Here is a 26812-nt window from a genome sequence, read left to right on the forward strand (position 1 = left end):
AGAGCGTCGCAAGGGGGCGAGGGTCAGCCGATGGGCCGGTGCATCTCCACGATTTCTTCGTGCCGCGGGCTGTTGGGGTTCATCAGCGAATTCTTCTTGCCATAGAAGAAGTAGATCGCCAGGCCCACCACCAGCCAGATGCCGAACCGCAGCCAGGTCTCCCAGTGCAGCTGGAACATCAGGAAGGCTGAAGCAAGCACGCCGAAGGCCGGGACCAGGGGCATGAAGGGCAGGCGGAAAGCGCGGGGGGCGTCAGGCTTCTTGTAACGGAAGATGATGACGGCCAGGCAGACGACGACGAACGCGGCCAGGATGCCGATGTTGGTCAGGTCGGCAACTGCCTTGATCGGGAACACGCCCGCCAGGAGTGCGGAGGCGATGCCCGCGATCCAGGTCACGCGCTGCGGCGTGCCGTGACGGTCGGTCTTGGAGAACCAGCCAGGCAGCAGCCCGTCGCGGCTCATTGAGAACCATACGCGGGTAACACCGAGCAGGAACGTCAGCATCACCGTGAGGATGGACAGCACCGCGAATACCGAAATGATGGTGGCAATGATCGGCAGCCCCACGCCGGTGAAGGCTGACGCGAAGCCGGCCTTGGGGTCGATGTCCTTGTAGTTCTGCATGCCCGTGAGGACCAGGGTGGCTGCCACATAAAGCAGCATGGCGATGATGAGCGACAGGATGATCGCCTTGGGCATGTGCTTCTTGCCGTCGGTGGCTTCCTCCGCGGCGGTACTCATGGCGTCGTAGCCGAATACCGCGAAGAACACGGTGGCGGAACCGGCAAGAACCGGGCCGAAGCCGGACGGCATGAACGGGTTGTAGTTGTTGGTGTCGATGTAGAAGACGCCCAGCCCGATGATGAACAGGATCAGGATGACTTTGATGGCAACGGCCACCAGTTCGAACCGGCCGAACGCCTTGGTTCCGCGGGACAGGATCCAGGTCACGATCAGGCAGACCACGATGGCCGGAATGTTGACGATGCCACCCTTGCCTTCATCCGGGGTGGAAGTCATCCAGACCGGCATATGGATGCCGATTCCGGAGAGGAAGGCATCAAAGTAGCCCGAGATGCCAATGGCCACGACGGCCACGATCGCGATGTATTCCAGCAAGAGGTCCCAGCCGATGAACCAGCCGATCACCTCACCCAGCGCCACGTAGCCGTAGGTGTAGGCCGACCCGGCGCGCGGAATCATGCCCGCGAATTCTGCGTAGGAAAGCGCTGCCGCCGCCGAAGCAAGGCCAGCGATCAGGAACGAAATCAGCACCGCGGGCCCCACCCCGGGTGCGGTTTCGCTGCCGGCGGCCACCAACCCCGCGAGGGAGAAGATGCCGACGCCGATAATGCCGCCTACGCCGATCGCCGTAAGCTGCCAAAGCCCGAGTGACTTAAAGAGGCCACTATGTTTGTTCTCTTCTTCAATGTCGTCAATCGGCTTGCGCCGCATGATCGACTGGGTCATGTCTCTAGTGCTCATCAGGAACTCCTGCTTGGGGTGCTGCCCCGCCACGGCGCGCGAAATAATCGCTTGTGACGGGGGTAACTCGGTCCCAACAGTATGCAAGCGGGCTTGCATTAGATAAAGTGACTACTTCTAACCTATATTCATTAGTTTCGGTAAGGATTTCCTTATGCTTGACGTCCGCCGGCTCCGCCTGCTCCGGGAGTTGAGCATCCGGGGGACCCTCGCGGAGGTGGCAGACGCACTCCAGTACAGCCCGTCGTCGGTCTCCCAACAGCTTGCCCTGCTGGAGAAGGAAGTGGGGGTTGAACTGCTGCGCAAGACCGGGCGGCGGGTGCAGCTCACCCCGCAGGCGGAGGTCCTGGTGGCCCACACCGCGCAGCTGCTGGAGACCATGGAACAGGCCGAGGCGGACCTGGCGGCGTCCCTGACCACGGTGACCGGAACCGTCAGGATCGCGGTCTTCCAGTCTGCGGCGCTGGCGCTCATGCCCGAGACCCTTACTCGCATGGCCGGCGCGTATCCCGAGGTTCGCATCGAGATGATCCAGCGCGAGCCGGAAACGGCGCTGCATGAAACGTGGGCGCGCGACTTCGACCTGGTCATCGCCGAGCAGTACCCCGGCCATGCCGCGCCGCGCTATCCGGAGCTGGACCGGGTGAAGCTCACCACCGATGCCATCCGGCTCGCCGTTCCCCCCGCGTCCGACGGCGGCGCCGCCATCTCCTCGATCGAGGACACCGCGCAGCTCGCCTGGGTCATGGAACCGCGGGGTGCGGCGTCCCGCCACTGGGCCGAGCAGGCCTGCCGGAGCGCGGGGTTCGAGCCCGACGTGAGGTATGAGACCGCGGACCTCCAGGCCCAGATCCGGCTCATCGAGTCCGGCAATGCAGTGGCACTCATGCCGGATCTGGTGTGGACGGGGCGCGGCACCACCGCCCGGCTCCTTGACCTGCCGGGCAAGCCGCACCGCACCGTGTTCACCTCCGTCCGCCGCTCCAGCGCGCAGCGGCCTGCGATCCTCGCCGCGCGGGAGACCCTCGCTGCCACCGCAGCGGCCGTGGCACAGCACGACGGCGGGTGACTGGCCGCCGTCGGACGCGTCCTTCCAAAAGTGGCAGCGCCTGGCGTCACTGTTCCCTGCATCACTGCGCCGGCGGTTCCCCGGCGCTAGACTGAAGCCGTTATGAATCGAACAATGTTCAAGTCCAAAATCCACCGGGCCACCGTCACGCACGCCGACCTGCACTACGTAGGTTCGGTCACAGTTGACCTGGACCTGCTTGAGGCCGCCGACATCCTTCCCGGCGAGCTCGTGTCCATTGTGGACGTGACCAACGGTTCACGGCTTGAGACCTACACCATCGCCGGCGAGCGCGGTTCCGGCGTAATCGGCATCAACGGTGCAGCGGCGCACCTGATGCACGAGAACGACATTGTCATCCTGATTACCTACGCCGAAATGACCACCGAAGAGGCCAAGGCCTATGAACCGCGGGTGGTCCACGTGGACGAAAACAACCGGATAATCCAGCTCGGCAACGACCCCGCAGAGGGCCTCACCCCGGGGATGATGCGGCCCCCTTTCGCGCTTAACAACGCCACCGTCTAACCGGAGCGTGGGTTCCGGTATTCCAATCCCCCGTGCCCGGCGGGCCGGTTCCCTGCGGACTGTCCTTTGCTAGGGGTACTCGCCGGATTTTTCGTGGTCTGGTGCATCATCCTGGTGGGCTGGTTCGTGGGCCGGCAGAAGATCCTGGGCGAGAATGCCCGGCAGGTCCTCAGCTCCCTCACCTTCTTTGTAGCCAGCCCAGCCCTGCTTTTCGAAACGCTCAGCAAGGCCCGCCTCGCAGAGGTTTTCGCGGCGCCACTGCTGGTTGCGGCGGTATCGGCCGTGGCCACCGCCGCGATCTTCTTCGCCATCGCCAAGTTCTGGCTCAAACGCTCGCTGCCCGAGTCCCTGATGTCCTCCATGGCGGCCTCACTGGTGAACTCCGCCAACCTGGGCATCCCGATTGCGGTGTACGTCCTGGGTGACGCGAGCTACGTGGCGCCGCTGCTCATTTTCCAGCTCGCTTTCTTCACGCCGCTGTTCCTGATGCTGCTGGATTCAAGCACGAGCTCCCACCGCACCACGCCCCTGAATTTCATCGTGATGATCCTGCGGAATCCCATGATCGTGGGTTCGGCCCTGGGCCTGACCGTGGCCGGGACCGGCTGGCAGGTCCCGCAGCTGGTGATGGAGCCCATCCACCTGATCGGCGGTGCGGCGATTCCGGCCATGCTGATCGCTTTTGGCATGAGCCTGAACGGTACCCGCCCGCTCCAGGCCTCGGAGTGCCGGCGCCTCGACACGCTGCTGGCCAGCGGCTTCAAGCTGGCCGTCCAGCCCGCGCTTGCCTATTTGTTTGCCCGGTTCGCGCTGGGGCTTGAGGGCCATGTCCTGTTTGCCGTGGTGGTGACCGCCGCCCTGCCCACCGCGCAGAATGTCTTTGTGGCTGCCAGCCGCTACAAGACCGGACTCACCGTGGCCAAGGACACCGTGCTGATTACCACTGTTGTGGCCGTGCCGGCGATGATCGGCGTGGCACTGCTGCTGACCTGACCCGAGCCTGGAGGGCTGATGAGTACTGTTCTGGACACCGTGGTGATCGGCGGCGGCGCCATGGGCTCGGCCGCCGCGTGGGCGCTGTCCCGCCGCGGCCGGCATGTGACTTTGGTGGAGCAGTTCGGGCCGGGCCACAAGATCGGGGCCTCGCACGGCACCACCCGCAACCTGAACCCGGGTTACCACCGGCCCGAATACGTGGCCATGCTGGCCGAGGGGCTTGCCCTGTGGGATGAGCTTGAGCAGGAAAGCGGTGAGACGCTGCTGGCACGGACGGGGGTTGTGAACCACGGCCCGGACCCCCGGCTGCCGGACACCGCCGAGGCACTGTCCCAGGCGGGCATCCGGGCGAAACTCCTGACCCCGGCCGAGGCTGGGGAGCGCTGGCGCGGCATCCGTTTCGACCAGCAGGCACTGCATATGCCCGACGGCGGCCAGCTCAACCCCGAAGCGGCGCTTCCTGCGTTCCAGCGGCTTGCCGCAACCCGCGGCGCCGAGATCCGGCACCACACCAAGGTGGTGGACCTCCAGGTAATGGACGACGGCGTCCGGCTGGTTTTGGAATCCGGCGGCGGCACCGAGGTGGTCACCGCGGCCCAGGTAGTTGTCACAGCGGGCGGCTGGACGGAAAAACTCCTGGGCGGCGCGGCCACCAGCAGCCCCGGGGCAGGGCTGCGGATCCCAAAGCTCAGGGTGACCCAGGAGCAGCCGGCCCACTTCCGCGTTGCGGACACAGGCGCGGTGTGGCCCGGCTTCAACCACTACCCGGGCGGCGGGGTGGACTACAGGAATTGGTACTCCCCCGTCTATGGGATGCAGACGCCCGGCGAAGGGATCAAGGCCGGCTGGCACGGCGTGGGCCCGCTGGTGGACCCGGACCGGCGCACCTTCCAGCCCGAACCATTGCAGCTCGCGGCCCTGCAGGATTATGCCCGGACGTGGCTGCCCGGCGTGGACGCCGATGCGTTCGAGCCCATCAGCTGCACCTACACCACCACCCCGGACGAGGACTTTATCCTGGACCGGATCGGCCCTGTGGTGATCGGCGCCGGGTTCTCCGGGCACGGATTCAAGTTCACTCCCGTGATCGGCCGGATCCTCGCCGACCTCGCCACTGGCACGCGGCCGGCCCCGGAAATCTTCCGCGCGTCGCGGTAGGCGCCACAGCCCGCACACCCACCAACTCAACTAGGTAGCGCCAAGTGTCGTTTTGGACCCCCAAAACGACACTTGGCGCTACCTAGTTGGGAGGCCCGGTCAACGGGAAGTGTCCTCCGCCTCGGTGAGGGCCGGCTCTTCCGCCGCGCCGCCGTCGTCATCCTTTCCAGAAACGTCCGTTCCGGAGGCGCCCGCCTTCACCGCGGGCATCACCAGCACGGCTGCCACGGTGAGGATGCCGCCCACCAGCGCCGCAAGGAACACGGCACCGGACGCGGCCACCACGGGTGCCGCACCGTCCCCGGCTGTGTTGGCGTAGACCGCGTTGGCCACGGCGCCGAAGACGGCCACGCCCAGCGCGCTCCCGATGGACCGCGCGAACATGTTGGTGCTGGTGACCACGCCGCGCTCGTTCCAGGAGACGCTGGACTGCGCAGAGATCAGGGTGGGGGTGGCCACCAGTCCCAGGCCGAGCCCCACCACGAAGCAGCTGGCGGCCACCAATGCCACGTTGGGTGTGGCTGCCGTGAGGGCCAGGACCAGGAGTCCCGCCACGGTGATGGAGATGCCGATCATTGCGGTGGCCTTGAACCCGATCCGCAGGTAGAACCGGCCGGCCTGCGAGGCGCTGATGGGCCAGCCGAGGGTCAGTGCTGCGAGGGCAAGGCCGGCCACAAGGGGCGAGGTGTCCAGCGCCCCCTCCAGGAACGTTGGCACATAGGAGGTCAGCCCGATCATCACTGCCCCGACCCCGAAGGACACCAGCGCCGTGGTGCCAAGGAGCCGCCGCGAAACCACCCAGGACGGCAGGACCGGCTCGGCTGCACGCCGCTCCACCATCAAGAACACGGCCAGCAGCAACGCGCCCACAACAAAGATGCCGATGCTGACCGGGGAATTCCCTGCCCACCCCTGGCCGCCCTGGAGGGCGCCCAGGATCAGCAGGCCAAGGGACACGGCCAACAGGGCCGCCCCGGCGTAGTCCACCCGGTGCCTGGCACGCTCAACATTTTCATGCAGGGTCCGGAGCAGCATCCACCCGGCCAGCAGGCACAGCGGAATGTTGACCAGGAAGATCCCGCGCCAGATCCCCAGCGAGGAGAACACCCCGCCAAGGCTCGGGCCCACCACGGAGGAAACAGCCCAGACGCTGGCCAGGTAGCCCTGGACCTTGGCCCGTTCCTCCAGTGAGTAAATGTCCCCGGCGATGGTGATGGACACCGGCAGCACGGCCCCGGCACCGAGCCCCTGCAGCGCCCGGAACGCGATCAGCGTAGGCATGCTCCAGGCGATTCCGCAGAGGACGGACCCGAGCAGGAACAGCCCGATGCCCGCCAGGATGATGGGCTTGCGGCCCAGCATGTCGGACAGTTTGCCGTAGATGGGCACCGAGACGGCCTGGGCCAGCAGGTACGCCGAAAACAGCCAAGGGAATGACTCGAACCCGCCCACATCCCGGACGATCGACGGGACGGCCGTGGCCACGATGGTGGAATCGATGGCCACCAGCCCGGTGGACAGCATCAGGGCGATGAGAATGGGGCCCCGCTCAGAACGGAAACCCACTCCTTGGGCTCGGGCGGTCTTCATGCGTCTCGTTTCGGTCTGTGGGCCCCTGCTACCTCCACTCTAGGTACCCACGACTGGCGGCAACTATCTACCTCCTTCCCTGGTGTTCGTCCAGGAGACGCGCGCAGCGGATGAAGCCGAGGTGTGAATACGCCTGCGGATGGTTCCCTAAGTGGGTCTCCGTACCGGGGTCGTACTCCTCCGGGAGCAGCCCGGTGGGACCGAAAAGGTTCACCAGTTGGTCGAACAGGTCCCAGGCCTCGTCGATCCGCCCAACGGCCACATAGGCTTCGATCAGCCAAGTGGTGCAGATGTGGAACCCGCCCTCCAGGCCCGGCAGCCCGTCGTCGTACCGGTACCGGAAGACGGTGGGACCCACCCGAAGTTCCCGCTCCACCGCGGTGACGGTGTCCAGGAAGCGCTGGTCCGTGACGTCCAGAAGGCCGGAGAGGCCGATGTGCAGGACGGCGGCATCGAGGTCCGGGCTGTCGTAGGCCACGGTGTAGGACTTCGCCGACTCGTCCCAGCCCTCGCGCAGCACCTCCTCACGGATGGTGCCTGCCATGCGTGCCCAGGCAGGATCCGGTTCCCTGCCGTGGCGGTCAGCCGTCCGGAGCGCCCGGTCCAGGGTCACCCAACACATCACTTTCGAGTAGACATGGTGGCGCGCTGCCCGACGGGCCTCCCAGATGCCGTGGTCCGGCTCGTGCCAGCGTGCCAAAACGGCTGAGGCCATCTGCACCATCAGCTCCCAATGGTCATCGGCGAGCGCGCCCTCCCGTTCACTCAGGGCATGGATCAGTTCGGCAACCGGGCCAAAAACGTCCAGCTGGACCTGGTGGTCCGCGGCGTTGCCGATCCTGACCGGGCGGGAGCCGGCGTAGCCGGGAAGGCTGTCGACGACGGCCTCCGTGGAGAGCGGGGCGCCCGTCACCGAGTACAGGGGGTGCAGCCATTCGGGGCCGGGTGCGTGTTCGAGGATCCGGCCCAGCCACTCCAGGAACCCGGCGGCCTCCGCCGTGGATCCGAGGTCCACCAGCGCATTGACCGTCATGGACCCGTCCCGCAGCCAGCAGTACCGGTAGTCCCAGTTCCTTGTCCCGCCGATTCCCTCAGGCAGCGAGGTGGTGGGGGCCGCGAGGACGGCACCCGTGGGCTCATGCACCAGGGCGCGGAGCACCAGGGCAGACCGCCGCACCAGGGAGGGTTTGACGGAGGGCAGGACAAGCCGCTGCACCCACTGGCGGGCGTGCAGGGCCACCCCGGCCCGCCGTTCCGTCTCCCCGCCGGGGTCCGCGGGCTGCGGTTCGGTATCGCCGCAGCGCAGGTTGAGCACGACGGGCCCGTCCTGCAGGTTCACCGCCGCGGTGGCCGTGGCATGGCGCCCGTCCGAAGTGATGCTGAAGGTGACGCCCGGCGCGAACAGGATGATGGGTTCCGAGGTTCCCACCACATGCAGTTCCCCGCCGCGGGCCTCCATGCTGAACGGGGCGTTGGCGTAGTCCGGCCGCGGCGCAAAGGTGATCCTCGCGGCCCCATGGCCGGTGAGCACCCGGACCAGGCTGGTAATGCCGTCCGGCGCAGGCTCCAGGTAATCGGTAACGGTGACATCCGCCCACCGGGTTTCCACAATCATGGTGCTGTCCACGTAACGCTGCCCCAGCACCTGGGAGGCTTTGACCGGCTCCACGGAGAAGTGCCCGGCCGCGTCACCGCCCAGGATGTGGGCGAACAGGGATCCGGAGTCCGGCAGCGGGTGGCTCATCCAGCAGACCTTCGCGTCCGGCGTCAGCAGCGCGGTGGAGGACCCGTTCCCGAGCATCGTGTGCCGTTCAAGGCCCACCGCGTCCTCGCCGAACAGCCAGGCCCGCCGCAGTTCGAAGAGGAGTGCCAGGACGCGGGCGAAGGCTTCCGGGTCGCGGACGCGGTGGGCGGCAGCGGTGGCCCCCGGTCCTACCTTGAGGCCGAGGTCCGGCCCGCGCAGGGTGGCGATGGCCAGTTCGTCGCTGTGGGCGTCCCCGGCGAACATCGCCGCGCTGGCTCCGAGCCGGGACCGGAGGGCCTCCAGCGCCTCGGCCTTGGATGGTTCCACCACGGACAGGTCCAGCACGGAGCCGTCCACGATGAAGAACAGCCCGTGGGCGCGGGCAATCTCCCGGGCTGTTTCCGTCACGGACTCCACCACCTCCGGCGGTGCCGGCCGGGTGTGGACGGAAACCGCTACCGGTTTGCGTTCAATCCAGATGCCCTTCTGGAACCCCACGGCCTCGTTGAGCGCTGCATTCACCTTCTGCAGGACGGATTCGGTGGCCAGGGTCTGCGCGTGCGCGAAACCCATGTCCGATTCAGCCCCGTGGGAGCCGATCAGGTGCACCTCCACCGGCAGCCGTGATACCGCCGCCAGGTCACGGAGCGAGCGGCCCGAAATGATCGCCGCGTGGGTGTTGGGCAGGGCAGCCAAAGCCCGCAGGGCAATGGCCGCACTGCCCAAGGGGAGGATCTCGGTGGAGATGCCTTCGGCGTCGCACAGGGTCCCGCCGTAGTTGCAGGCCACCAGCAGGCCCGGAACGCGTGCCAGCACCTTGAGTTCGGCCAGGAGCGCAGGAGTGAGGCCGTTGTCCGCCGCATCCGACTGGATGAAGGCCCGGAGCATGTCCAGCGGGAGGGAGCGGGTGAGCAGTGCAGAGTCCGCCACGCTTTGGTTTAACGGCGTTGGCATCCAGGTACCCCTTTGAAGCCGAACCAGGCCGGGACTTCAGCCGCTGGATCGCCAGCGGACTACCGGTTGGTGCCCCTCCCGGGAATCCCAGTAATTCCCGAGGGGGCAGCTTCCATGGTCAGCCCCGGCAGTTTCCCCCGAAAGTCCCTTTCATTGCGTATGTGTAAAAGTCCGACGGCGGGACCGCGCCGGTCTCACGCAGGGCAGCCTCTTGCACCACGACGGCGGCGCCCGCCGCGCGAAAGCGGAGAACCCGTCGTCGTGCTTTCCCAAAAGGGTGCCGGGCTGACGAACGGACGCCCGGCGGGTGCCGGGCGTGACGCAGCTCGGAAGTGGGCACCCGGAAACTACACCTGGACCAGCCCGGCAGCCTCGGCGAGGAGCTCCACCGACCGCAGCCGCGCCTCGGTTCCGGTGCTCTGGTGGGCAACAATCAGTTCGTCGGCGTCGGCGTGCCGGCCAAAGCTGTCCAAGTAGTCGATGACAACGTCGGGCGTGCCCACCGCGGAGTAGGTCATCATCTGGGAGACGTGCTGGCCCTGCGGGGAGTCGAGGATCATGTCCGCTTCGTCGTCGGTGAACTCGCGCCCCCCGCCGAAGAACAGGGACACGCGGGCGCGCTTCGTGGCCTGCATCATGGCCTGCGCCTCCGAGGCGGAATCCGCGGCGATCACGTTGACGCCGGCAATAACGTGCGGTGCCTCCAGCTGCGCCGAGGGCTTGAACTCGCGGCGGTACAGGGCCACCGCATCCTGCAGCGCGTTCGGCGCAAAGTGGGAGGCAAAGGCGTACGGCAACCCGAGCTGGGCAGCAAGGCGGGCGCCGAACAAGGAGGATCCGAGGATGTAGAGCGGGACGTTGGTGCCCTTGCCGGGGGTGGCCTCAACCCCCTGGATCCGGGTAGGGCCGGTGAGGTAGCCCTGCAGTTCCAGGACATCCTGGGGGAAGCTGTCCGCTGACATGGGGTCCCGCCGCAGCGCGCGCATGGTGTTCTGGTCGCTACCGGGGGCGCGGCCCAGGCCAAGGTCGATCCGGCCCGGGTGCAGGGTTTCCAGGGTGCCGAACTGCTCCGCGATGGTCAGTGGCGAGTGGTTCGGCAGCATGACGCCGCCGGCACCGAGGCGAATGCTTTCCGTCTGCGCGGCCACGTGGGCGATGAGGACGCTGGTGGCCGACGAGGCGATGGAGGACATGTTGTGGTGCTCCGCGTACCAGACGCGCCGGTAGCCGAGCTTCTCGGCGCTCTGCGCCATGGCCACGCTGCCCGCGAAGCTCTCCGCCGCCGTCTGGCCCTTGCCAATGGTTGCCAGGTCAAGGATGGAGAGGGGAAGAGTCACGGTAGGTGCCGGCCTTTCAGGAACGTTTTGGAGGGAGGCACCCGCAGGATCGTGGCGGGCACGCAAAGCATAACGACGGCGGCCCCCGGCTTATTTCTGTGACTTGCGGAATACTCAGCAAACTTATGATGTTGCCGCCCCTATGAGCCTAGAGACAACGAACCAGCTGGAACTGTCAGAAACGATCGACCTGAAGGACCTGGGAACCGTGCACCGGCTTGGCTTCGGTGCCATGCGCATCGTGGGTGACGGCGTCTGGGGTGAGCCCGCGGACCGCCGCGCCGCCGTGGAGGTGGTGCGCCGCGCCGTCGAACTCGGCGTGGACTTCATCGACACCGCAGATTCCTACGGCCCCAACATCAGCGAGGAAATCCTGGCCGAAGCGCTGTACCCGTACAAGGACGGGCTGAAGATCGCCACGAAAGTGGGCTTCACCCGCACAGGTCCCAACAAGTGGATCCCGGTGGGCCGCCCGGAGTACCTGCGCCAGCAGGCCGAGCTGAGCCTGCGGAAACTCAAGGTGGACACCCTGGACCTGCTGCAGCTGCACCGGATCGACCCCAAGGTGGACGCCGAGGAGCAGTTCGGCGTGCTCCGTGAACTCCAGGACGAGGGGAAGGTCCGGGCATTGGGCCTCTCGCAGGTCAGCGTGGCGGAGCTTGAGGCTGCCGGGAAGCACTTCACCGTTTCCACTGTCCAGAACCGGTACAACCTGACGGACCGGAGCTCCGAGGACGTCCTGCGGTACTCGGAGGAGAACGGCATCGGTTTCATTCCGTGGGCTCCCATTTCCGCGGGCGAGCTGGCCCAGCCGGGCGGGCCATTGGATGAGGCGGCCAAGCGTTTGGGCGCCACCACTTCCCAGGTTGCACTGGCCTGGCTGCTGCGCCGCTCCCCCGTGATGATGCCCATTCCCGGCACCGGGTCGGTGAAGCACCTGGAAGAAAACATGGCCGCGGCCGGCATCACCCTGGACCAGGACACCTACGCTGAACTTGAAGCAGCGGGCGAGTAGAAAATTACAGACAGGAGCAAAATCATGGCAAACATCCTGATGGTTGTATCCGCAGCCGATTCCCTCACCATGAAGGACGGCAGCAAGCACCCCACCGGCTACTGGGCAGAGGAACTGGTGGTGGCACACCAGACCCTGGTGGACGCCGGCCACACCGTCCACATCGCCACCCCCGGCGGCGCGAAGCCCACCGTGGACCAGGTCAGCCTGGCCGCTGAGTCGACCGGCGGCGAGGACCGGGCGAAAGCTTTCCGGGACTACCTCGCGTCGATCGACGGCGAGCTCTCGCGCCCGCTGGTGCTGGCCGACGTCGACCCTTCCGGTTATGACGCCGTGGTGATGCCGGGCGGGCACGGCCCCATGGCCGACCTGTACCAGGACGCCGACCTCGGCCGGCTCCTGGCGGCGGCGGACAGGGACGGCAAGGTCATCGCGCCATTCTGCCACGGCCCCGCCGGGCTGCTCAGTGCAACGGACGACGACGGCGCGTTCGTCTTCGCGGGACGTCGCCTCACAGTGTTCACCAATGAGGAAGAGCTGGGCGGCGGCACGGGCGAGAACACGCCGTGGCTGGTGGAGGACGCGCTGAGGGACAAGGGTGCGGTGATCGAAAATGCTGCCGCCTGGACGTCCAACGTGGTCCGGGACGGCAACCTGATCACCGGCCAGAACCCTCAGTCCAGCGAGGACGTGGCCAAGGAAGTCATCAAGGCTCTGGGCTAGTTCTCAACCGCGACAGAGAAGGGGCCCGATCTGGTGACCGGGCCCCTTCTCTGCGGCGCACGTCCTTGGGAGCCACCGCTGTAAGCGCTACTTCAGCTTGAAGTTGGCGCTGATGGAGGAGCCGTCCTTTGCTGTCATTGTGAGCTGGTAGCAGCTCCCGGGGCTCGTGGGCGTCTTCCAGTTGTAAATGAACTGGCCGGCGAGGGCGTCATACCGGAGGTAGGTGCTGCCCGTGGCCGTCACTTCGATGTCATCGACATGCAGGAGCGAGCACTGGATCGGGGACGCCTTGAGGCTGTCCACGGCACTGACATCCGTCAACTCCCGGTCGCCCGCGAAGATCTCGAACTTGACCGGCACCGTGCTGCCGCCCTTGACCGTGTTCAGGACACCGCCCATGTCGATCGGCTGGTAGAAGCCCTTCAGGGTCCAGGCATTGACTTGGTAGGAGTGGGTAATGGTGGTGGTGTTGCCGGCGCGGTCGGTAGCCGTGGCTGTGAGGGTGTACTTCCCCACTGCAGTGCCATATCCCGTCACCTCGCACGATCCACGGACGCCGGACAGCGAATCCGTGGCTGTGCAGGTCGGCTGCGCCGGCGTCGATCCGTAGTAGCCGTCCGCGATGACCGAATCGAAGGTCACCGTCGGGGCCGTCTTGTCGATCTTGAGCACAGTAGAGGCTTCACCAGCAGCGCGGACGTTGCCGGCAAGGTCCTTGAACTCAGGGCTGAGGACCTTCACGAATTCGCCTGCACCGGACGACGTCACTTTCTTCGTGCCTTCAACAGGTCCCGAGACGAGGTCGGTGGCGCCGAAGGTGACCTCAACATCCGTGTTGTACCAGCCGTCGCCGTTGGCTGCCGGGCTCGTGCCCACGTAACCGACCGTCGGTGCGGTCTGGTCAATCTTGAATGATTTGACGGTAGCCCCGGCAGGGGTGATGTTGCCCGCGTTGTCTACGAATAGGGGGCTGGGGACCTTGACTTCAGGTCCCTCCCCGCTGGAGTACACCGTCTGCGAAGACGTCAGGAGTCCTGACGTCGCATCCGTTGCCGTAAAGCGGGCCCCGACGTCGGTCACGTACCAGTTATTCTCGCCCAAGGTGCCCGAGGCCACTCCGTCGTAGCCAACAGACGGTGCCGTCTTGTCGATCTTGAAGGACTGGGAAGCGGCGCCGGCAGGCGTGGTGTTGCCGGCGTTATCCGAGAAAGCAGGACTTTGGACCATCACGGCTTCGCCTTCCCCCGACGAGGTAACCGTCTGCGTTGAGCTGAGCGGGCCGGAGGTGAGATCCGTTGCCTTGAAGCTGGCCCGGACATCGGAGACGTACCACCCGCCAAAGCCGAGGGTACCGGCCTCTGTGTCGTAGCTGACGCTCGGCGCCGTCTTGTCGATCTTGAACGACCGGGAAATGGTTCCGTCGGGCACGGTATTGCCCGCGTTGTCGGTGAACGCAGGGCTCAAGACTCTTACGTCGGCACCCTCGCCGCTGGAGGACACCTCCTGGGAAGAACTGGCCAGTCCCGACGTCTCATCCGTTGCCAGGAAGCGGGCCAGGACATCGGAGGTGTACCAGTTGTCGTTGCCGGCCGTTCCTGTCGCGTCGGCGTAGCTCACCGTCGGCGCCGTGCCATCTTTTTTGAGGTTGACGGTGACCGTCTCTGAGGTTCCTCCGCTGCTCGTTCCGGTACAGCTGAAGTCCTCCGCGATCTGGTCCGCGGTGATGTTCTGGTCCAGACAGCCCGTCAGCTTCAGGGTGCTTGACGAGTCGCCCTCAGTTACTGTCCAATCCAGCGCGACAGCGCTCCTATACCAGTCATTTGAGCCGTCCGGCGTGGTGGGAGAAAGAGTGTAGGAGATCCTGGGAGGTGTCCCGTCGGTGATCCCGTACGTGATGGAGCTAGTCTCGGTCAGGCCACCTTTGTCCGTGTAGCTGCAAGACGCTGTCTGGGTCCCGATGCCGTTGCCGGCATCCGGCCCTGATAGGGCCCCGAGCGTGGCATCGAACGAACTGGCACCATCTTCCTTGTCGGTAACATCACAGACAGCGGTGGGAACGAACCCCTTCGGGTACAAGCTGCCAGGCTTTACGCCGGTGATGTTGACGGTGGGTGCAGTATTGGAAGGGGCTGGAGCCACCACCGTCACGCCGAAATTGACCGGCGTCACGTCGTAGGGTTCGCCGGTGGTGTTTGTCCCGGGCAGGGCAACGATGCTGGTGGTACCAAGTCCCTTGGGTGTAACGGTGACAGTGGTCTCCGCACCACAGCTCCCGAAGGTTGCACTGGCTGGAGATACTGTTGCCACAGCCGGATTGCTGGATACCAGACTGAGGCTGATCTGTTGCGAGCCCTGGATCGTGCAGCCGCTCGTACCGTAATCGGGCAGTTTGACGACGTACAGCTGGGTTGTGCCGTTTGAACCACCGAGGTTCAACGTCATGGACTCTGCGACGGTGTCCACCGTGGTATCCAGCCTGTTAGCGATCGCGTCTGCGTAAGCCACGCCGCCTCCTGCCAGCACCAGCCCCGCAGCCGCAACCACCGCGGCGGCCCGGGTACCCGACCGCCTCCGCAGGCTCCTATCCCCAGCCCTAGTTGTCCCACTTGGCGAATTCATCATGTGCGTCTCCCTAAGACCATGTGCCCACCGCGGGCGCAACGTACTTCAACGTACGGGCTGATGCTGGATCAGCACACGCGTAATCGCACACCTGTCTTTGCTCCTTAAGTACTCGTTTTCCGAAGCGCCTATTGACCGGCACTACTTGGTTTCTCACTCCCGGATGGATCCGAATGTGACCGCCCCGGTCCTCGCGTGAACCGTCGTTACGCCCTGTATCCCAGCGTTTCAGCGTCTTTGATTCCCCTCCTCGGGCTGCCGGATAGTTGCTGCAACGAGCACTCTCCGATGCATCCTCTACCCCCTCCAAGGAGGAAAAATGGCCGCTACCAAGGCGAAACCGGCTGCTGCCCTGGCCCTCACCGTCACCGCGATGCTGGGGCTGGCAGCCTGCGCCGATCCGGGCGCGACGGCGGCGACAGCACCGACGTCGAAATCCACCACCACCGCAGCAGGCAAGACCTTTAACCTGTCCCCGCAGCAGGACCGCTTCAAGGTTTCCGTGGACGCCGCTGCCGCTGCGCTGGTCCCCGAGGCCATCAAGGCGGACGGCAAGCTGACCGTGGTGACCACCGGCAACACGGCTCCGCTCAGCCTGTTCGCCACGGACAACAAGACGCTGATCGGCAACGAGGTGGACATCGCCTACGCCGTGGGCGAGACCCTTGGGCTTGAAGTCGAGGTCCTTCCGGTGGCGTGGGCGGACTGGCCGCTGGGGATCGAGTCGGCCAAGTACGAGGCCGTACTCTCGAACGTCACCGTCACCGAGGCGCGCAAGGAAAAGTTCGACTTCGCCACCTACCGGAACGACCTGCTGGGCTTCTATGCGAAGAGCGATTCGGACATTGGCGAAATCCGGGAAGCCAAGGATGTTTCCGGCAAGCGCGTCATCGTCGGCTCCGGCACCAACCAGGAAGCCATCCTGGTGCGCTGGGACGAGGAGAACAAGAAGAACGGCCTGAAGCCGGTCGAGTTCCAGTATTACGACGACGACTCGGCCTCCACGCTGGCCCTTCAGTCCGGCCGCGCGGACCTTACGTTCGGACCCAACGCGGGTGCCGCCTACAAGGCAGCCCAGGACGGCAAGAGCAAGCAGGTGGGCACCCTCAACGGCGGCTGGCCGCTGACGGCCGAGATCGCCTTCACCACCAAGAAGGACAACGGCCTCGCGGCGGCTGCCCAGGCAGCACTGAACGAGCTGATTGAGAACGGCACGTACGTCAAAATCCTGGACCGCTGGGGCCTGGCTTCGGAGGCCATCCAGAAGTCCGAACTGAACCCGGCAGGCCTGCCCAAGAAGTAAGGGACCTGCCGACGAATGAATCCCCGCCCTGCTCACCGCAGGGCGGGGATTCTTCGTTCAGTCCCTCGTGATGCCGGCTGCCGGGGCTCTCACCAGGCAGGCAGTGCCGGCACCGGGCCGTCCGCCTCGATATGTTCGGCATCTCCTCGCGCCAGCCACTGGAGAAGCCCTTCGCGGTCGGATACAACCCGGAGGCCGCCGTCGCCGATGGTCCATTCGTCCCGCTCTTCAGTCACGAGCGTCATTCCCGGAGCACCCTGGGCACGCAATGAACGCACCGCTGCTTCCAGGGCGTCCAACAGCGAGTCCGGATCAGCTTCCTCAATGGTCCAGGCAGTGTCCAGGTCATGATGGCGCACCACAACCTCGGCGATGCGGATGGCCACGATGGACGTCGCCGGCAGCGGGCTGCCGTTCAAGCGAATTTCCGGGGCAACGAGCGCGCCGGCCAGCCGCTGCGCCTGCTCGGCGAAGTGGCCGGCGGAGGCCCGCAGCTCCGCCAGCAGCTCCTCCCGGGGCAACGCGGCCAGGGCGGCGATGGCCTCGGTGCGGGCTTCGGGCGAGGCGTCCAGCCGGCGTTCCTCACCCGTGACGGCGCAGTCAATGAGCTGCACCAGCGCACGGGCATTCGCAGCCACGTGTGCGATCACATGGGCCCTGGACCAGCCCCTGCACAGCGACGGGGCAGCCATCTCGTGGTCCGACAGGGACGTGGCAGTGGCAAGGAACATGTCGGTTTCGCGGCCCAAGCGGGACAGGTCTGAATGGAGGCGTGCAGGTGTGATCATGCCGTCAGCCTAACGGGGACGCCGATCAGTGTCATCTATATTTACTATTCCGCAATATTCTTCTATTGATAATAAATTTCGACAAAAAGACCCCCCGGCGGAACCCCGGGCATTTACCTCATATGTCATGGATCACATTCCTGTCAGGCTGAAAGGAACCCGGAAACGGCCGCTGGCCCAGAGTCGTGCCAGCGCATGCAATCACCCCGAGAGGACCCGGACATGACACAACCCCATGCGGTTATCGCTGAAAATCCACAAAAGGAGGCCCGCACCGCCAACTGGGTGGCCTTCATCATCTGCACCGCCCTGCTCTTTGACGGTTACGACCTGGTCATTTACGGCACCGTTCTGCCGGGCCTGCTGGCGGACCCTGGCCAGATTGGGAAGTTCGACATGGCCACCGCCGGCCTCTTGGGCTCCTGGGCCCTCATCGGCGTGCTGGTGGGCTCGCTGATCTGCGGCGCGGTGGGCGATTTCTTCGGCCGTCGCCGGCTGATGCTCCTGGGGATCGCCTGGTTCTCTGTGGGCATGTTCGTTACCGCCCTCACCACCACGGTTCCGGCCTTCGGCGCCATGCGCTTCATTACCGGCCTCGGCCTGGGCGTGGTCATCGCCAGCGCCGGTGCCACCATGGCCGAGTTCGCTCCGGCCGGCCGCCGCCAGTTCTACAACGCCATCGTCTACTCCGGCGTCCCCGCCGGCGGCGTGGTTGCTTCCATCATGGGCATCCTGTTCCACGACAGCCTCGGCTGGCGCGGCCTGTTCATCATCGGCGCGCTGCCGCTGGTAATCCTGCTGCCCATCGCCTGGCGCAAGCTCCCGGAGTCCCCGCGCTGGCTGCTGTCGCGTGGCCGCGAAGAGGAAGCACTGGCCGCCGCACAGCGCACCGGCGTTCCGCTTCTCGAAGAGCGCGTCATTCTGGACGCCGGCGCAGCGCCGCAGAAGTCGGGCTTCGCCGCGGTATTCTCCAGGCAGTTCGCACTGGCCTCGGTCCTGCTGGGCCTCATGTCCTTCTGCGGCCTCCTCCTCACGTACGGGCTCAACACCTGGCTGCCCAAGATCATGGAGGGCTACGGTTACGGCCGCACCTACTCCCTGTTCTTCCCCCTGGCCCTGAACCTCGGCGCAGTGGCCGGCGGCCTGGTCGCCTCCCGGCTGGCGGACAAGAGCGGACCGCAGCGCGTCATCGCTTCCACCTTCGCGCTGGCCACAGCGTCCCTGGTCCTGATGACCTTCAACTTCCCGTTGCCCATGCTCTTCGCCTTCATCGCCGTGGCCGGCGTGGGAACGCTGGGCACGCAGGTACTGATCTATGGATTCCAGTCCAATTACTTCACCACCAATGCCCGCGCGGCCGGCGTGGCCTGGTGTGCGAGCGTGGGCCGCCTGGGCGGCGTGCTGGGTCCGATCATCGGCGGCTGGCTGGCGGCAGCAGGCATCGGCGGTTCCACTGCCTTCTACATCTACGGCGGTGTTGCGCTCCTGGGTGCCTTGGTCACGGTCCTGGTCCCTCATCAGCGCAAGCTGGAAGCGGCCGAGCACCAGGTCGAGGAAATCGCCGGGCACCGCACCGAAGCTTCCGCGGGGCAGCCCCAGTAGCGGGTCTGCGTCAGCACGCAGCCCATACCCGGCGGCTCGCTCCGGATGTCATTGAGTCAAAAGAATGCACTAGTAAACCCATTTAGGGTTATTCTTTGAATCAATAGACGTCCAGGGCAGGCCCTTGGCATGGCGCACGGGAAGGCACCCCAGTGGACATCCGGCAACTGAACTATTTCATTGCAGTCGCGGAAGAACGGCACTTCGGCAGGGCCGCCAAACGCCTCCACATGGCACAGCCGCCCCTCTCCCAGCAGATCCGCCAGCTTGAGGAACAGCTGGGTGTCCGCCTGCTCAACCGGACCACACGGCGCGTGGACCTCACCGCCGCCGGCGAGCTCCTGCTGGACCGCGGGCGGCAGATCGTCAACGATATGGAAACCTTGAAGGCTGATGTGTACCAGGTGGGCAAGGGCGCGACGGGAGTGCTCCGGGTTGGCTTCTCGGGATCGGCCACGTATGGCGTGATGCCGCAGATCGCGCGGCTGGCAAAACAGATGCTCCCGGGCCTGTCACTGGCATTGAACGGGGAGATGCTCACCCCGTCCATGGAAGCGGGACTGCGGGACGGCACGCTGGACGCCGCACTCCTCCGCCCGCCCGTAGCCTCGCAGGAGGTCGACTACCGCGTGGTGGCCCGGGAACCGCTCGTCGTCGCGGTTCCCTCGTTCAGCGCGTTGGCCGAGGACAAGCCGGTGGCGATGCACGAACTTCAGGACCAGGACTTCATCACCTACGCGCCCGAATCCGTCCTTTACCGCATCACCTCGGACCTTTGCCGGCAGGCCGGGTTCCAGCCGCGCATCACCCAGGTGGTGGGCGAAACCTCCACCATGCTCGCCTTCGTTGCCGCGGGGGGCGGGGTGGCAGTGATGCCGTCCCGCGTCCGTGCTTTCCAGCTCGACGGCGTCGCGTACCGGGAGATCGAGAACGCACCTCCCATAGAACTCGCCGTGGCTTGGCTCCGCGGCCGCAGTTCGGCCCTGCTGCACAACTTCCTGGATGTCGTCGTGGCAGCCACCGCGCCAGGGCACGACCCGCTCCCCACCCAAGAAAGGCTTTCCGCGTCATGAAAATCGCAGCCATTGAGGCGATTCCCTACTCGATCCCGTACCGTCATCCGCTGCATTTCGCGTCCGGATCCGTCCACGAGGCGGACCACGTGCTGGTCCGCCTCACCACTGACGACGGCGTGGTGGGCATCGCGGACACCCCGCCCCGCCCCTACACCTATGGTGAGACGCAAAAGTCCATCGTCGCGGTGGTGCAGGACGTGTTCGCGCCGCAACTGATCGGCGTCGACATTTTTGACCGTGAAAAGGTGCAGGAGATTCTTTACCGCACCATCCACAACCAGACCGCCAAGGGCGCCGTGGACATCGCCCTGTGGGACGTCATTGGCAAAACCTTGGACCAGCCGGTGACGAAATTGCTGGGCGGCTACACGGACTCGCTGCGGGTCTCCCACATGCTTGGCTTCAAGCCTGCGGAAGAGCTGCTTGCCCTGGCGCTGGAGTTCCGCGAAACCTACGGCATCAGCACGTTCAAGCTCAAGACGGGCCGCCGGCCCCTCCACCTGGATATCGAAGCAGCCCGTGTGCTCCGTGAGGGCCTGGGCGAGGAAGCTGAAATTTACATGGACGCCAACCGGGGCTGGTCCGCCAACGAGGCCGCCCAGGTACTGCGCCGCACCGCCGACCTGGGCCTGCAGTTCCTGGAAGAACCGGACGACGCCCGGGAAATCCTGGGCCGCCGCCGGCTGGTGGCAAACTCCCCCATCCCCATCGCCGCGGACGAATCTGCCCCCAACCTGGGTGAGGCCGCCAAGGAAATCCTCAACGGCGGGGCCAACCTGCTTGCGGTCAAGACGGCGCGCTCCGGCTTTACCGAAGCCGCGAAGATTGTGGGGATGGCCGAAGGCATGGGCATCGACGTCTACATCGGCAACCAGATTGACACCCAGGTGGGCACCGTGGCCTCCGTCGTCTTCGGAGCCGCGTTCGCCCACACCGCCAGGCGTGCCGCGGAGCTGTCCAATTACCTGGACATGACGGACGACCTCCTGGCCGAACCCCTGCAGATCATCGAGGGGCGCATCCGCGTCCCCGAAGGCCCCGGCGTCGGGACCGCAGTGAACGAGGAAAAGCTCGAACGCTACCGCAGCGACCGCTAAGCCATCCCTTCCACGAAAGGAAAACCCGTGAAGTACCTTGTCCACATGGACGTAAACATCCCCGCAGACCTGCCCGCCGCAGAGGTGGCGGAAACCAAGGCCAAGGAGAAGGCCTACTCACAGGAACTGCAGCGCTCCGGCAAATGGCCGGAAATTTGGCGCGTGGTGGGTGAGTACGCCAACTACTCGATCTTCGACGTGGACTCCAACGACGAACTCCATGAGATCCTGCAAAACCTGCCGCTGTTCCCGTATATGGAGATCTCAGTAGTGCCGCTGGCCAAGCACCCTTCCGACGTTAAATAGAAGCCGCGTTCCGGGTCAGTCCTTGGCCCGGAACGCCGCGGCAAGCTCACTGCGGGAGCGAATCCCCATCTTCCGGAACAGCCGGGTGAGGTGGTACTGCACCGTCTTCTCCGCGAGGAACAGGGCACGCGCAGCCTCTTTATTGGTGGCGCCTCCGGCCACGAGCTCGGCCACCGCCTGCTCCTGCGCCGTCAGCTGGATGTGATGGTCGCGGGCGGCAGTCAGCACCGTGTCGGCAGGGTCGGGAAGATTTCCGACGTCGAGGCCGGTTGCCTTGAGCTCCCTGTCGCAGCGCTCCACATAGGTGGCCGCGCCCAGTGAGTCGTAGAGGTCCCGCGCCGCGCGCAGCACCGAGGACGCCAGCCGCCGCTTGCCGGCGCGGCGCATGCTCTGCCCGAAGGCGAAACTGATCCGGGCCCGCAGGTACGGCCGGTTAAGTCCCCGGAGGTGGCCCAGGGCCGCCTCGAAATGCTCCCGCGCCGCGTCAGGATCCCCCTGTGCCGCCAGCAGCCGACCCCGCGCCCACGCCATCCGCGCCATGTCGGACGGAACTTCGCGCTCACGCCGCAGCCCCTCAAAGGACGTCAGGAACTGGTCCGCGGTGTCCAGCTGGTCCGTCATCACCAGGGCGTTGATGTAGGTGTCCTGCCAGGGCCAGAAGGACACCCGGTCCTCGGTCCACGGATCCAGCTCGGTCAGCGGCTGCAGCACGGCAAGGGCGCCCTCATAGTCGGCCCGCGCCTCATGGAAGCGGGCACGCGCCAGGCTGGCCGGCACCTGCATGGCGCGGTACGTTCCCGGCTGGACCGCGGCTTGTGAGACGTAGTAGCGCGCACGGTCCCAGTCACCGCGCATGGACCAGAGCTCGGCGGCGGTCCAGTACAGCAGCGGCCGGATCAGCGGCATTCGGGACGTTTCCAGGCGGACGCTGGAGCGGGCGATGGTGGCCGCCGCGGCATCCCAGTTCCCCAGCACCAGGTGCGTGCGGGCCAGCCACGCTTCGGCCCAGAGGGAGATCCGCAGGGATCCGCCACGGTACTCGGTGGGGGCCGCGGACTCGAAGTTCACCAGCGCCGATTCCACGTTGTCCAGGCGCAGTGCCAACCACCCGGCCCCCATCTGCACCCGCTGCTTCTGTGCATTCTCGGCCGCGTGGCCGAAAGCCCGCTGGTAGGACGCCTCCGCCTCGCCCAGCCGGCCGCGGGCATACAGGCCCAGGCCGTAAATGGCTTCCGATTCGACGTGCGCCGGCGTCCCGGGTTCGGTGAGCGACATGGCGCGTTCAGCCCAGCCGGTGATCATCGGGCCATCCCAGGACGCCACCCCGTGCAGCACGAACCGCTGCGCCACCTGGGCAGCAGCCTTGGGGTCGCGCTCTGGGTTGCTGGTGCGCCAGGCCATTTCCAGCTGGCTTTGGGCGCTGTCGTTCTGGCCGGACACCGTGGAGAGGTAGCCCAGCACCGAAGAGCGCAGCGGAGAGGGCGGCAGCGCGTCCACGGCGGCGGACCAGGTTTGGGCCTCGGCAATATTCCCGGCCCCCACCAGCGCGTCCACGGCGCGCAGGAGCCGGTCGTTGCGGGCCCGGATGTCCAGGGACAGCCGCGACGCGGAAAACAGGGCCGTCGCAACGTCCTGCCATGCCCCCACCGCGGCCTGGCGGCCCGCGAAATCCTCAAGTTCCTCGACGAGGGCCTGGTCCCCTGCCGGCGTCGCTGAGACCCGGTGCCCGAGTTTTTCGCCCTCCGGCTGCACGGCCTCCGCGGCCAGCCGGTGCAGCGCGATCCGGCGGCTGGGAACGATCTGCTCATAGATCGCCTCCGCCGTTCCGGGCTCGACGAACACGACGGCGGAGCGCGCCTGGTCCACGGACAGCCGCAGGAGGCCGGCGCGGTGGCCTTCGTCCAGGGCATCGAGGACGGACTCCACGCCGCTGACGGCTGCAACTTCATGCAGTCCGGCGCTGCGGCCCAGCACGGACGCAGCTTCGGCCACGGCAACGAGGGCGGGAGACGCGGAGTCCAGGACGCTGTGTACGCGTGCACGCAGCCGGGAGGTGGGCGGCAGCGAGGGGAACCAGCTCAGCCAGGTCTCGGCGGGCAGTTCGCGCAGCAGCTCCATCACGGGCTGCGGCAGGCCCCCGGTGTGCCGGACCAGTCCGTGGGCCGCAGTGACGCTGAGGTCGATGCCGTGTAGGCGCCGGGCCACTTCCTGGACCTGTTGCGGGGTCAGCGGCTCCATGGAAATGCGGACCACCTGGTGCCCGGTGAGGTAGTCCAGGACGCTGGCGGGGATGCGCTGCGCGTCGGCGGGGTTCAGGGTGAGCAGGAACAGGATCTTCTTGCCGTGCAGCCGGCGCATGACGAACGTGAGGATGCGCAGGCTTTCCACATCGAGTTTGTGGACGTCGTCCACGGCGACCACCACGCTTCCGTGCGACTGCAGCCCTTCGAGGTGGGTGCTGAGGGTGGACGCGTAGTTGACCACCTGGTCCGTACTCAGGGAGGCGAGGGGACCCGCAGGAAGGTGCGGGCCGCCGTCGTACGCTTTCGCCGAACGCAGCGGCGAGGTGAGCATCAGCTGCGAATAGCCCGCGAGCGCAAACTGCGCTTCCCACTCGTCGCCCATGGCGGAAAGGACGCGGACGCCGCGGGCCCCCGTGCGGCAGTATTCCAGGAAGGACTCCATCACCGCGGTTTTTCCGGAGCCGGCGGGCCCGGTGAGGACCACGGCAGCCACCTTGCCCTTACGGACTGTGCGGAGGATTTCCGCGAGCTGCGCGAACACCCCATCGCGGCCTACCAGGGCAGAATCCGCTCCGATATCGCCCTGGACGGACCCCGCAGTCATGGCCGCAAGTCTACCGGAGCGTCCTGCCCGCCCGTTCCGGCGGGGGTCCACGCGCTAGCCCAGGTCCCCGCCGGCCACCGGAAGGACGCTTCCGGTGAGATAAGACGCTTCGTCGGAGGCGAGGAACACGATGGGCGCGGCCTGCTCGTCCAAGGTCCCGTAGCGCTTCATAAAGGACGACTCCACGGTCTGGTCGACGATCACCTGGTACCAGGCCTTCTCGGTGGCGGACTCGGCTTCCGGGCCGCGCTTGACCTTCCGTGGCGGCGCCTCCGTGCCGCCGGGCGCCGTGGCGACCACGCGGATGCCGCGGCCGGCCACCTCCATGGCAAGGGCCTGGGTCAGGGCATTGACGCCGCCTTTCGCCGCGGCGTAGGGAACGCGGTGCATGCCGCGGGTGGCCACCGAGGACACGTTGACGATGGTCCCCGATTCCTGTTCGAGCATCGCAGGCAGGACCGCCCGGCAGCTCCAGAGCGTGGGAAAGAGCGAGCGGCGGATCTCCTTCTCGATCTTGTCCTCGTCGTATTCCTCGTAGGGGCGGGCCCAGATGGTGCCGCCCACGTTGTTGACCAGGACATCCACCCGTCCATGGGCTGCGAGCGCCGCCTTGACGGCCTGGGTTGCGCCGGCGAACGTCTCGAGGTCTGCGGTGACGGACGTAGCCGAACCGCCGGAACCGGAGGCCTTGGCGGCCTCGCCGATGCCGCGGGCCACGTCGTGCACCAGGTCCGCGCGGTCCACCAGTACCACAGCGCCGCCCTCGGCGCCGATGCGTTCAGCCACCTTTTGGCCGATGCCCTGGGCTGCGCCGGTGACGACGGCGACCTTGCCGCCGAACCTGCCCGGGGTCACGAATTGTCCGGCGTACGGTTCAACCATCAGAGGGCGGCCTTGGCGTCAATGGCACCGGCCATGGTTTCCTTCGCGTCGTGGGCGTGCGCCGTAATGACGGCGCGGAGGCGTTCCTTGTCGCCCCGCTCGAACGCGTCCACGATGTCCACGTGGTCCTGGGTGACGCGGGCGAAGATCGGCGTGCCTGTTTCCAGGGCCGCAGCCATCTGGGCGTGCACGTCCAGGCGGCGGTAGGACTCCAGCAGCATCGGGTTGTCACAGACCATGAAGAGGTACTCGTGGAATTCCTCGTTGGTACGGGCAAACTCCTCGGGGTCGGTGATGCGTCCGCCGTCCACCGAGGCAGTGGTGGCTTCGGCGAGGCGGCGGAACTGGCGCAGCTGCTCTTCGCTGAGCCGGCCCAGCAGCAGTTCGCTGACGGCCAGTTCCAGGCCCATGCGGGCGTCCAGCTGGGCGAAGCTGTCCTCCTTGCGGAAATCCAGCCGGCCGGTTTCCAGTGAAGAGACTGCCTCGCCGCGGGTCATGGTGTCGCCTTCGGCCTGGATCTTTTCGGCCGGAGCCGGGGCGCCCGTTTCGGCGTCGCCGCCGGTGGCCTCCTTTGGTGCGAACCGTTCGAAGTAGAAGTTGGCGGGCTGGATGCCTTCGGTGTCCAGCCACTTGGAAACAGCGTTGACCATGGGCGGCGGGCCGCACAGGTAGATGTCCACGTCGCCGTCATTGAGGTGCTTCGGTTCGATGATCTGGGTGACGTAGCCGGTGTGCGGGGCGGAAGTGCCCGGTTCGGACGCGATGTAGTCCCAGGTGAAGCCGGGGAGCTTCGCTTCGTAGGCGCGGAGCCAGTCCAGGCCTACGATGTCCGCCTCGCGGGTGAGCCCGTAAATAAGGTGTACCGCGGTGGACGGCGGGTTTTCGGCGAGCTTTTCCAGGATGGACAGGAGCGGGGCCAGTCCGGTGCCGCCGGCCAGGAGCAGCAGGGGCCGCTTGGGCTCGCGCAGGAAGAAGGACCCGTAGGGGCCCGTGAATTCGATGGCGTCGCCAACCGCGGCCCGGTCGCGCAGGTACTCGGACATGGCACCCTGGGGAGTCACGCGGACCATGAAGGACGCATCCTCCACCTCGGGGCCGCTGCTGAAGGAGTAGGAGCGTTCAGCGTCGGTGCCCGGGACCTTCAGGTTGACGTACTGTCCGGGCAGGAAGGCCAGCGCATCCCGGTTGTCCACCTGCAGGGTGAAGGACACCGTGGTCTCCGTGTGCCGGTTGAGTTCCTTGATGCTGGAGCTGAAGGTAGCGGCCGCCGTCTTGGCCGACTCGGACGTGGCCGGGATCTGGATGGCCAGGTCGGACTCCGGGACGGCCTGGCACGTGAGCATGTAGCCCTTTTCAAGCTCCTCTTCGGTCATGGCGTCGTCGATGAAGTCGCCCGGGTCGAAGGAGCCGGAATCGCAGAACGCCTTGCAGGTGCCGCACGCACCGTCGCGGCAGTCCGACGGGATGTTGATCCGCGCCTTGTAGGCCGCATCCATGACGGTCTCATAGTCGCCGACCTTGATGACTTTGGTAACGCCGTCTTCGAAGCTGAGGGCTACTTTGTGGCCCATGGGGTCCTCCTGACTGGGCGGGCGCGTCGTCGCGTCCCGGGAAAAAGTTTGGGGCGTGCCCGGCGGGCACGGAGTGGGACCTGCCCTGCGGCGCCCGGGAAGTCCGGGCGCCGGCGC

At 66.3% G+C, this 26812-nt stretch carries 20 protein-coding genes; 11 read left to right on the forward strand and 9 right to left on the reverse strand.

Annotation, left to right across the window (positions count from 1 at the left end):
• Positions 1-23 precede the first annotated feature (23 nt).
• Positions 24-1487 (reverse strand): amino acid permease, encoded by a 1464-nt coding sequence (locus tag KTR40_RS17755; protein WP_139030823.1) that lies wholly within the window; start codon positions 1485-1487, stop codon positions 24-26.
• Between the two features lie 154 nt (positions 1488-1641).
• Between KTR40_RS17755 and KTR40_RS17760 the strand changes: the two genes are divergently transcribed.
• The 4 genes from KTR40_RS17760 to KTR40_RS17775 all read left to right on the forward strand — a co-directional run bounded on the left by KTR40_RS17760 (position 1642) and on the right by KTR40_RS17775 (position 5238).
• On the forward strand, positions 1642-2556 hold the full coding sequence (locus KTR40_RS17760) for a LysR substrate-binding domain-containing protein (RefSeq protein WP_228404567.1): 915 nt from the start codon (positions 1642-1644) through the stop codon (positions 2554-2556).
• 102 nt (positions 2557-2658) lie between these two features.
• Positions 2659-3084, forward strand: a complete 426-nt coding sequence (panD, locus tag KTR40_RS17765; RefSeq protein WP_228404568.1) for an aspartate 1-decarboxylase — start codon at positions 2659-2661, stop codon at positions 3082-3084.
• Positions 3085-3150: 66 nt separating this feature from the next.
• Positions 3151-4077 carry an AEC family transporter gene (locus tag KTR40_RS17770; protein ID WP_228404569.1) on the forward strand — a complete coding sequence of 309 codons (927 nt, stop codon included), beginning with the start codon at positions 3151-3153 and terminating at the stop codon, positions 4075-4077.
• An 18-nt stretch (positions 4078-4095) separates the two neighbouring features.
• Positions 4096-5238 (forward strand): FAD-dependent oxidoreductase, encoded by a 1143-nt coding sequence (locus tag KTR40_RS17775; protein WP_228404570.1) that lies wholly within the window; start codon positions 4096-4098, stop codon positions 5236-5238.
• Between the two features lie 99 nt (positions 5239-5337).
• Here the strand turns inward: KTR40_RS17775 and KTR40_RS17780 are convergent, their stop codons facing one another.
• The 3 genes from KTR40_RS17780 to KTR40_RS17790 form a co-directional block, all read right to left on the reverse strand.
• Positions 5338-6828: an MFS transporter gene (locus tag KTR40_RS17780; RefSeq protein WP_228404571.1), complete on the reverse strand. Its 1491-nt coding sequence runs from the start codon at positions 6826-6828 to the stop codon at positions 5338-5340.
• Positions 6829-6895: 67 nt separating this feature from the next.
• Positions 6896-9526 (reverse strand): trehalase-like domain-containing protein, encoded by a 2631-nt coding sequence (locus KTR40_RS17785; protein ID WP_139030828.1) that lies wholly within the window; start codon positions 9524-9526, stop codon positions 6896-6898.
• A 347-nt stretch (positions 9527-9873) separates the two neighbouring features.
• On the reverse strand, positions 9874-10863 hold the full coding sequence (locus tag KTR40_RS17790) for an LLM class flavin-dependent oxidoreductase (protein ID WP_228404572.1): 990 nt from the start codon (positions 10861-10863) through the stop codon (positions 9874-9876).
• Between the two features lie 142 nt (positions 10864-11005).
• Here KTR40_RS17790 and KTR40_RS17795 point away from each other — a divergent pair, with 142 nt between their 5' ends.
• Both KTR40_RS17795 and KTR40_RS17800 read left to right on the forward strand, forming a co-directional pair.
• The gene (locus KTR40_RS17795; RefSeq protein ID WP_228404573.1) at positions 11006-11878 is read left to right on the forward strand and encodes an aldo/keto reductase; all 873 of its coding nucleotides are present in this window, start codon (positions 11006-11008) and stop codon (positions 11876-11878) included.
• A gap of 24 nt (positions 11879-11902) precedes the next feature.
• Entirely contained in the window at positions 11903-12601 is a 699-nt protein-coding gene (locus KTR40_RS17800) for a type 1 glutamine amidotransferase domain-containing protein (RefSeq protein ID WP_228404574.1), read from the forward strand.
• 87 nt (positions 12602-12688) lie between these two features.
• Here the strand turns inward: KTR40_RS17800 and KTR40_RS17805 are convergent, their stop codons facing one another.
• Complete coding sequence (locus KTR40_RS17805; RefSeq protein ID WP_228404575.1) at positions 12689-15106, reverse strand: PxKF domain-containing protein; 2418 nt, start codon at positions 15104-15106, stop codon at positions 12689-12691.
• Between the two features lie 436 nt (positions 15107-15542).
• On the opposite strand from KTR40_RS17805, the gene KTR40_RS17810 reads away from it, so the two are divergent.
• Complete coding sequence (locus KTR40_RS17810; protein WP_228404576.1) at positions 15543-16526, forward strand: ABC transporter substrate-binding protein; 984 nt, start codon at positions 15543-15545, stop codon at positions 16524-16526.
• A gap of 89 nt (positions 16527-16615) precedes the next feature.
• On the opposite strand, the gene KTR40_RS17815 is transcribed toward KTR40_RS17810, so the two are convergent.
• Positions 16616-17314: a maleylpyruvate isomerase family mycothiol-dependent enzyme gene (locus tag KTR40_RS17815; RefSeq protein WP_228404577.1), complete on the reverse strand. Its 699-nt coding sequence runs from the start codon at positions 17312-17314 to the stop codon at positions 16616-16618.
• Positions 17315-17536: 222 nt separating this feature from the next.
• Between KTR40_RS17815 and KTR40_RS17820 the strand changes: the two genes are divergently transcribed.
• The 4 genes from KTR40_RS17820 to catC all read left to right on the forward strand — a co-directional run bounded on the left by KTR40_RS17820 (position 17537) and on the right by catC (position 21395).
• Positions 17537-18916, forward strand: a complete 1380-nt coding sequence (locus KTR40_RS17820; RefSeq protein ID WP_228404578.1) for an aromatic acid/H+ symport family MFS transporter — start codon at positions 17537-17539, stop codon at positions 18914-18916.
• A gap of 152 nt (positions 18917-19068) precedes the next feature.
• Positions 19069-19989 carry a LysR substrate-binding domain-containing protein gene (locus KTR40_RS17825; RefSeq protein WP_139030843.1) on the forward strand — a complete coding sequence of 307 codons (921 nt, stop codon included), beginning with the start codon at positions 19069-19071 and terminating at the stop codon, positions 19987-19989.
• On the forward strand, positions 19986-21089 hold the full coding sequence (locus KTR40_RS17830; protein ID WP_228404579.1) for a mandelate racemase/muconate lactonizing enzyme family protein: 1104 nt from the start codon (positions 19986-19988) through the stop codon (positions 21087-21089). Before KTR40_RS17825 ends, KTR40_RS17830 begins: the two co-directional genes overlap by 4 nt.
• A 27-nt stretch (positions 21090-21116) precedes the next feature.
• Positions 21117-21395, forward strand: coding sequence for a muconolactone Delta-isomerase (catC, locus tag KTR40_RS17835; protein ID WP_228404580.1), 279 nt, complete (start codon positions 21117-21119; stop codon positions 21393-21395).
• A 15-nt stretch (positions 21396-21410) separates the two neighbouring features.
• Here the strand turns inward: catC and KTR40_RS17840 are convergent, their stop codons facing one another.
• Genes KTR40_RS17840 through benC form a run of 3 tightly spaced genes read right to left on the reverse strand, consistent with a single transcriptional unit; the run spans position 21411 to position 26695 of the window.
• A complete protein-coding gene (locus KTR40_RS17840; protein WP_228404581.1) occupies positions 21411-24242 on the reverse strand; it encodes an AAA family ATPase in 2832 nt (943 codons plus the stop codon).
• A gap of 54 nt (positions 24243-24296) precedes the next feature.
• A complete protein-coding gene (locus tag KTR40_RS17845) occupies positions 24297-25124 on the reverse strand; it encodes a 1,6-dihydroxycyclohexa-2,4-diene-1-carboxylate dehydrogenase (RefSeq protein WP_228404582.1) in 828 nt (275 codons plus the stop codon).
• Positions 25124-26695 carry a benzoate 1,2-dioxygenase electron transfer component BenC gene (gene benC, locus KTR40_RS17850; protein ID WP_228404583.1) on the reverse strand — a complete coding sequence of 524 codons (1572 nt, stop codon included), beginning with the start codon at positions 26693-26695 and terminating at the stop codon, positions 25124-25126. Before benC ends, KTR40_RS17845 begins: the two co-directional genes overlap by 1 nt.
• Between the last annotated feature and the right edge of the window lie 117 nt (positions 26696-26812).

The organism is Pseudarthrobacter sp. L1SW, assembly GCF_020809045.1.
In the GTDB taxonomy this organism is placed as follows: Bacteria; Actinomycetota; Actinomycetes; order Actinomycetales; family Micrococcaceae; genus Arthrobacter.

Excerpts from the sequence above, each read along its gene's own strand:
- KTR40_RS17830 (WP_228404579.1), top strand. The coding sequence starts at position 19,986 with ATGAAAATCGCAGCCATTGAGGCGATTCCCTACTCGATCCCGTACCGT.
- KTR40_RS17795 (WP_228404573.1), top strand. The coding sequence starts at position 11,006 with ATGAGCCTAGAGACAACGAACCAGCTGGAACTGTCAGAAACGATCGAC.
- KTR40_RS17755 (WP_139030823.1), bottom strand. The coding sequence starts at position 1,487 with ATGAGCACTAGAGACATGACCCAGTCGATCATGCGGCGCAAGCCGATT.
- KTR40_RS17820 (WP_228404578.1), top strand. The coding sequence starts at position 17,537 with ATGACACAACCCCATGCGGTTATCGCTGAAAATCCACAAAAGGAGGCC.
- benC (WP_228404583.1), bottom strand. The coding sequence starts at position 26,695 with ATGGGCCACAAAGTAGCCCTCAGCTTCGAAGACGGCGTTACCAAAGTC.
- KTR40_RS17775 (WP_228404570.1), top strand. The coding sequence starts at position 4,096 with ATGAGTACTGTTCTGGACACCGTGGTGATCGGCGGCGGCGCCATGGGC.
- KTR40_RS17845 (WP_228404582.1), bottom strand. The coding sequence starts at position 25,124 with ATGGTTGAACCGTACGCCGGACAATTCGTGACCCCGGGCAGGTTCGGC.
- KTR40_RS17785 (WP_139030828.1), bottom strand. The coding sequence starts at position 9,526 with ATGCCAACGCCGTTAAACCAAAGCGTGGCGGACTCTGCACTGCTCACC.
- KTR40_RS17760 (WP_228404567.1), top strand. The coding sequence starts at position 1,642 with ATGCTTGACGTCCGCCGGCTCCGCCTGCTCCGGGAGTTGAGCATCCGG.
- panD (WP_228404568.1), top strand. The coding sequence starts at position 2,659 with ATGAATCGAACAATGTTCAAGTCCAAAATCCACCGGGCCACCGTCACG.
- KTR40_RS17810 (WP_228404576.1), top strand. The coding sequence starts at position 15,543 with ATGGCCGCTACCAAGGCGAAACCGGCTGCTGCCCTGGCCCTCACCGTC.
- KTR40_RS17800 (WP_228404574.1), top strand. The coding sequence starts at position 11,903 with ATGGCAAACATCCTGATGGTTGTATCCGCAGCCGATTCCCTCACCATG.
- KTR40_RS17840 (WP_228404581.1), bottom strand. The coding sequence starts at position 24,242 with ATGACTGCGGGGTCCGTCCAGGGCGATATCGGAGCGGATTCTGCCCTG.
- KTR40_RS17780 (WP_228404571.1), bottom strand. The coding sequence starts at position 6,828 with ATGAAGACCGCCCGAGCCCAAGGAGTGGGTTTCCGTTCTGAGCGGGGC.
- KTR40_RS17815 (WP_228404577.1), bottom strand. The coding sequence starts at position 17,314 with ATGATCACACCTGCACGCCTCCATTCAGACCTGTCCCGCTTGGGCCGC.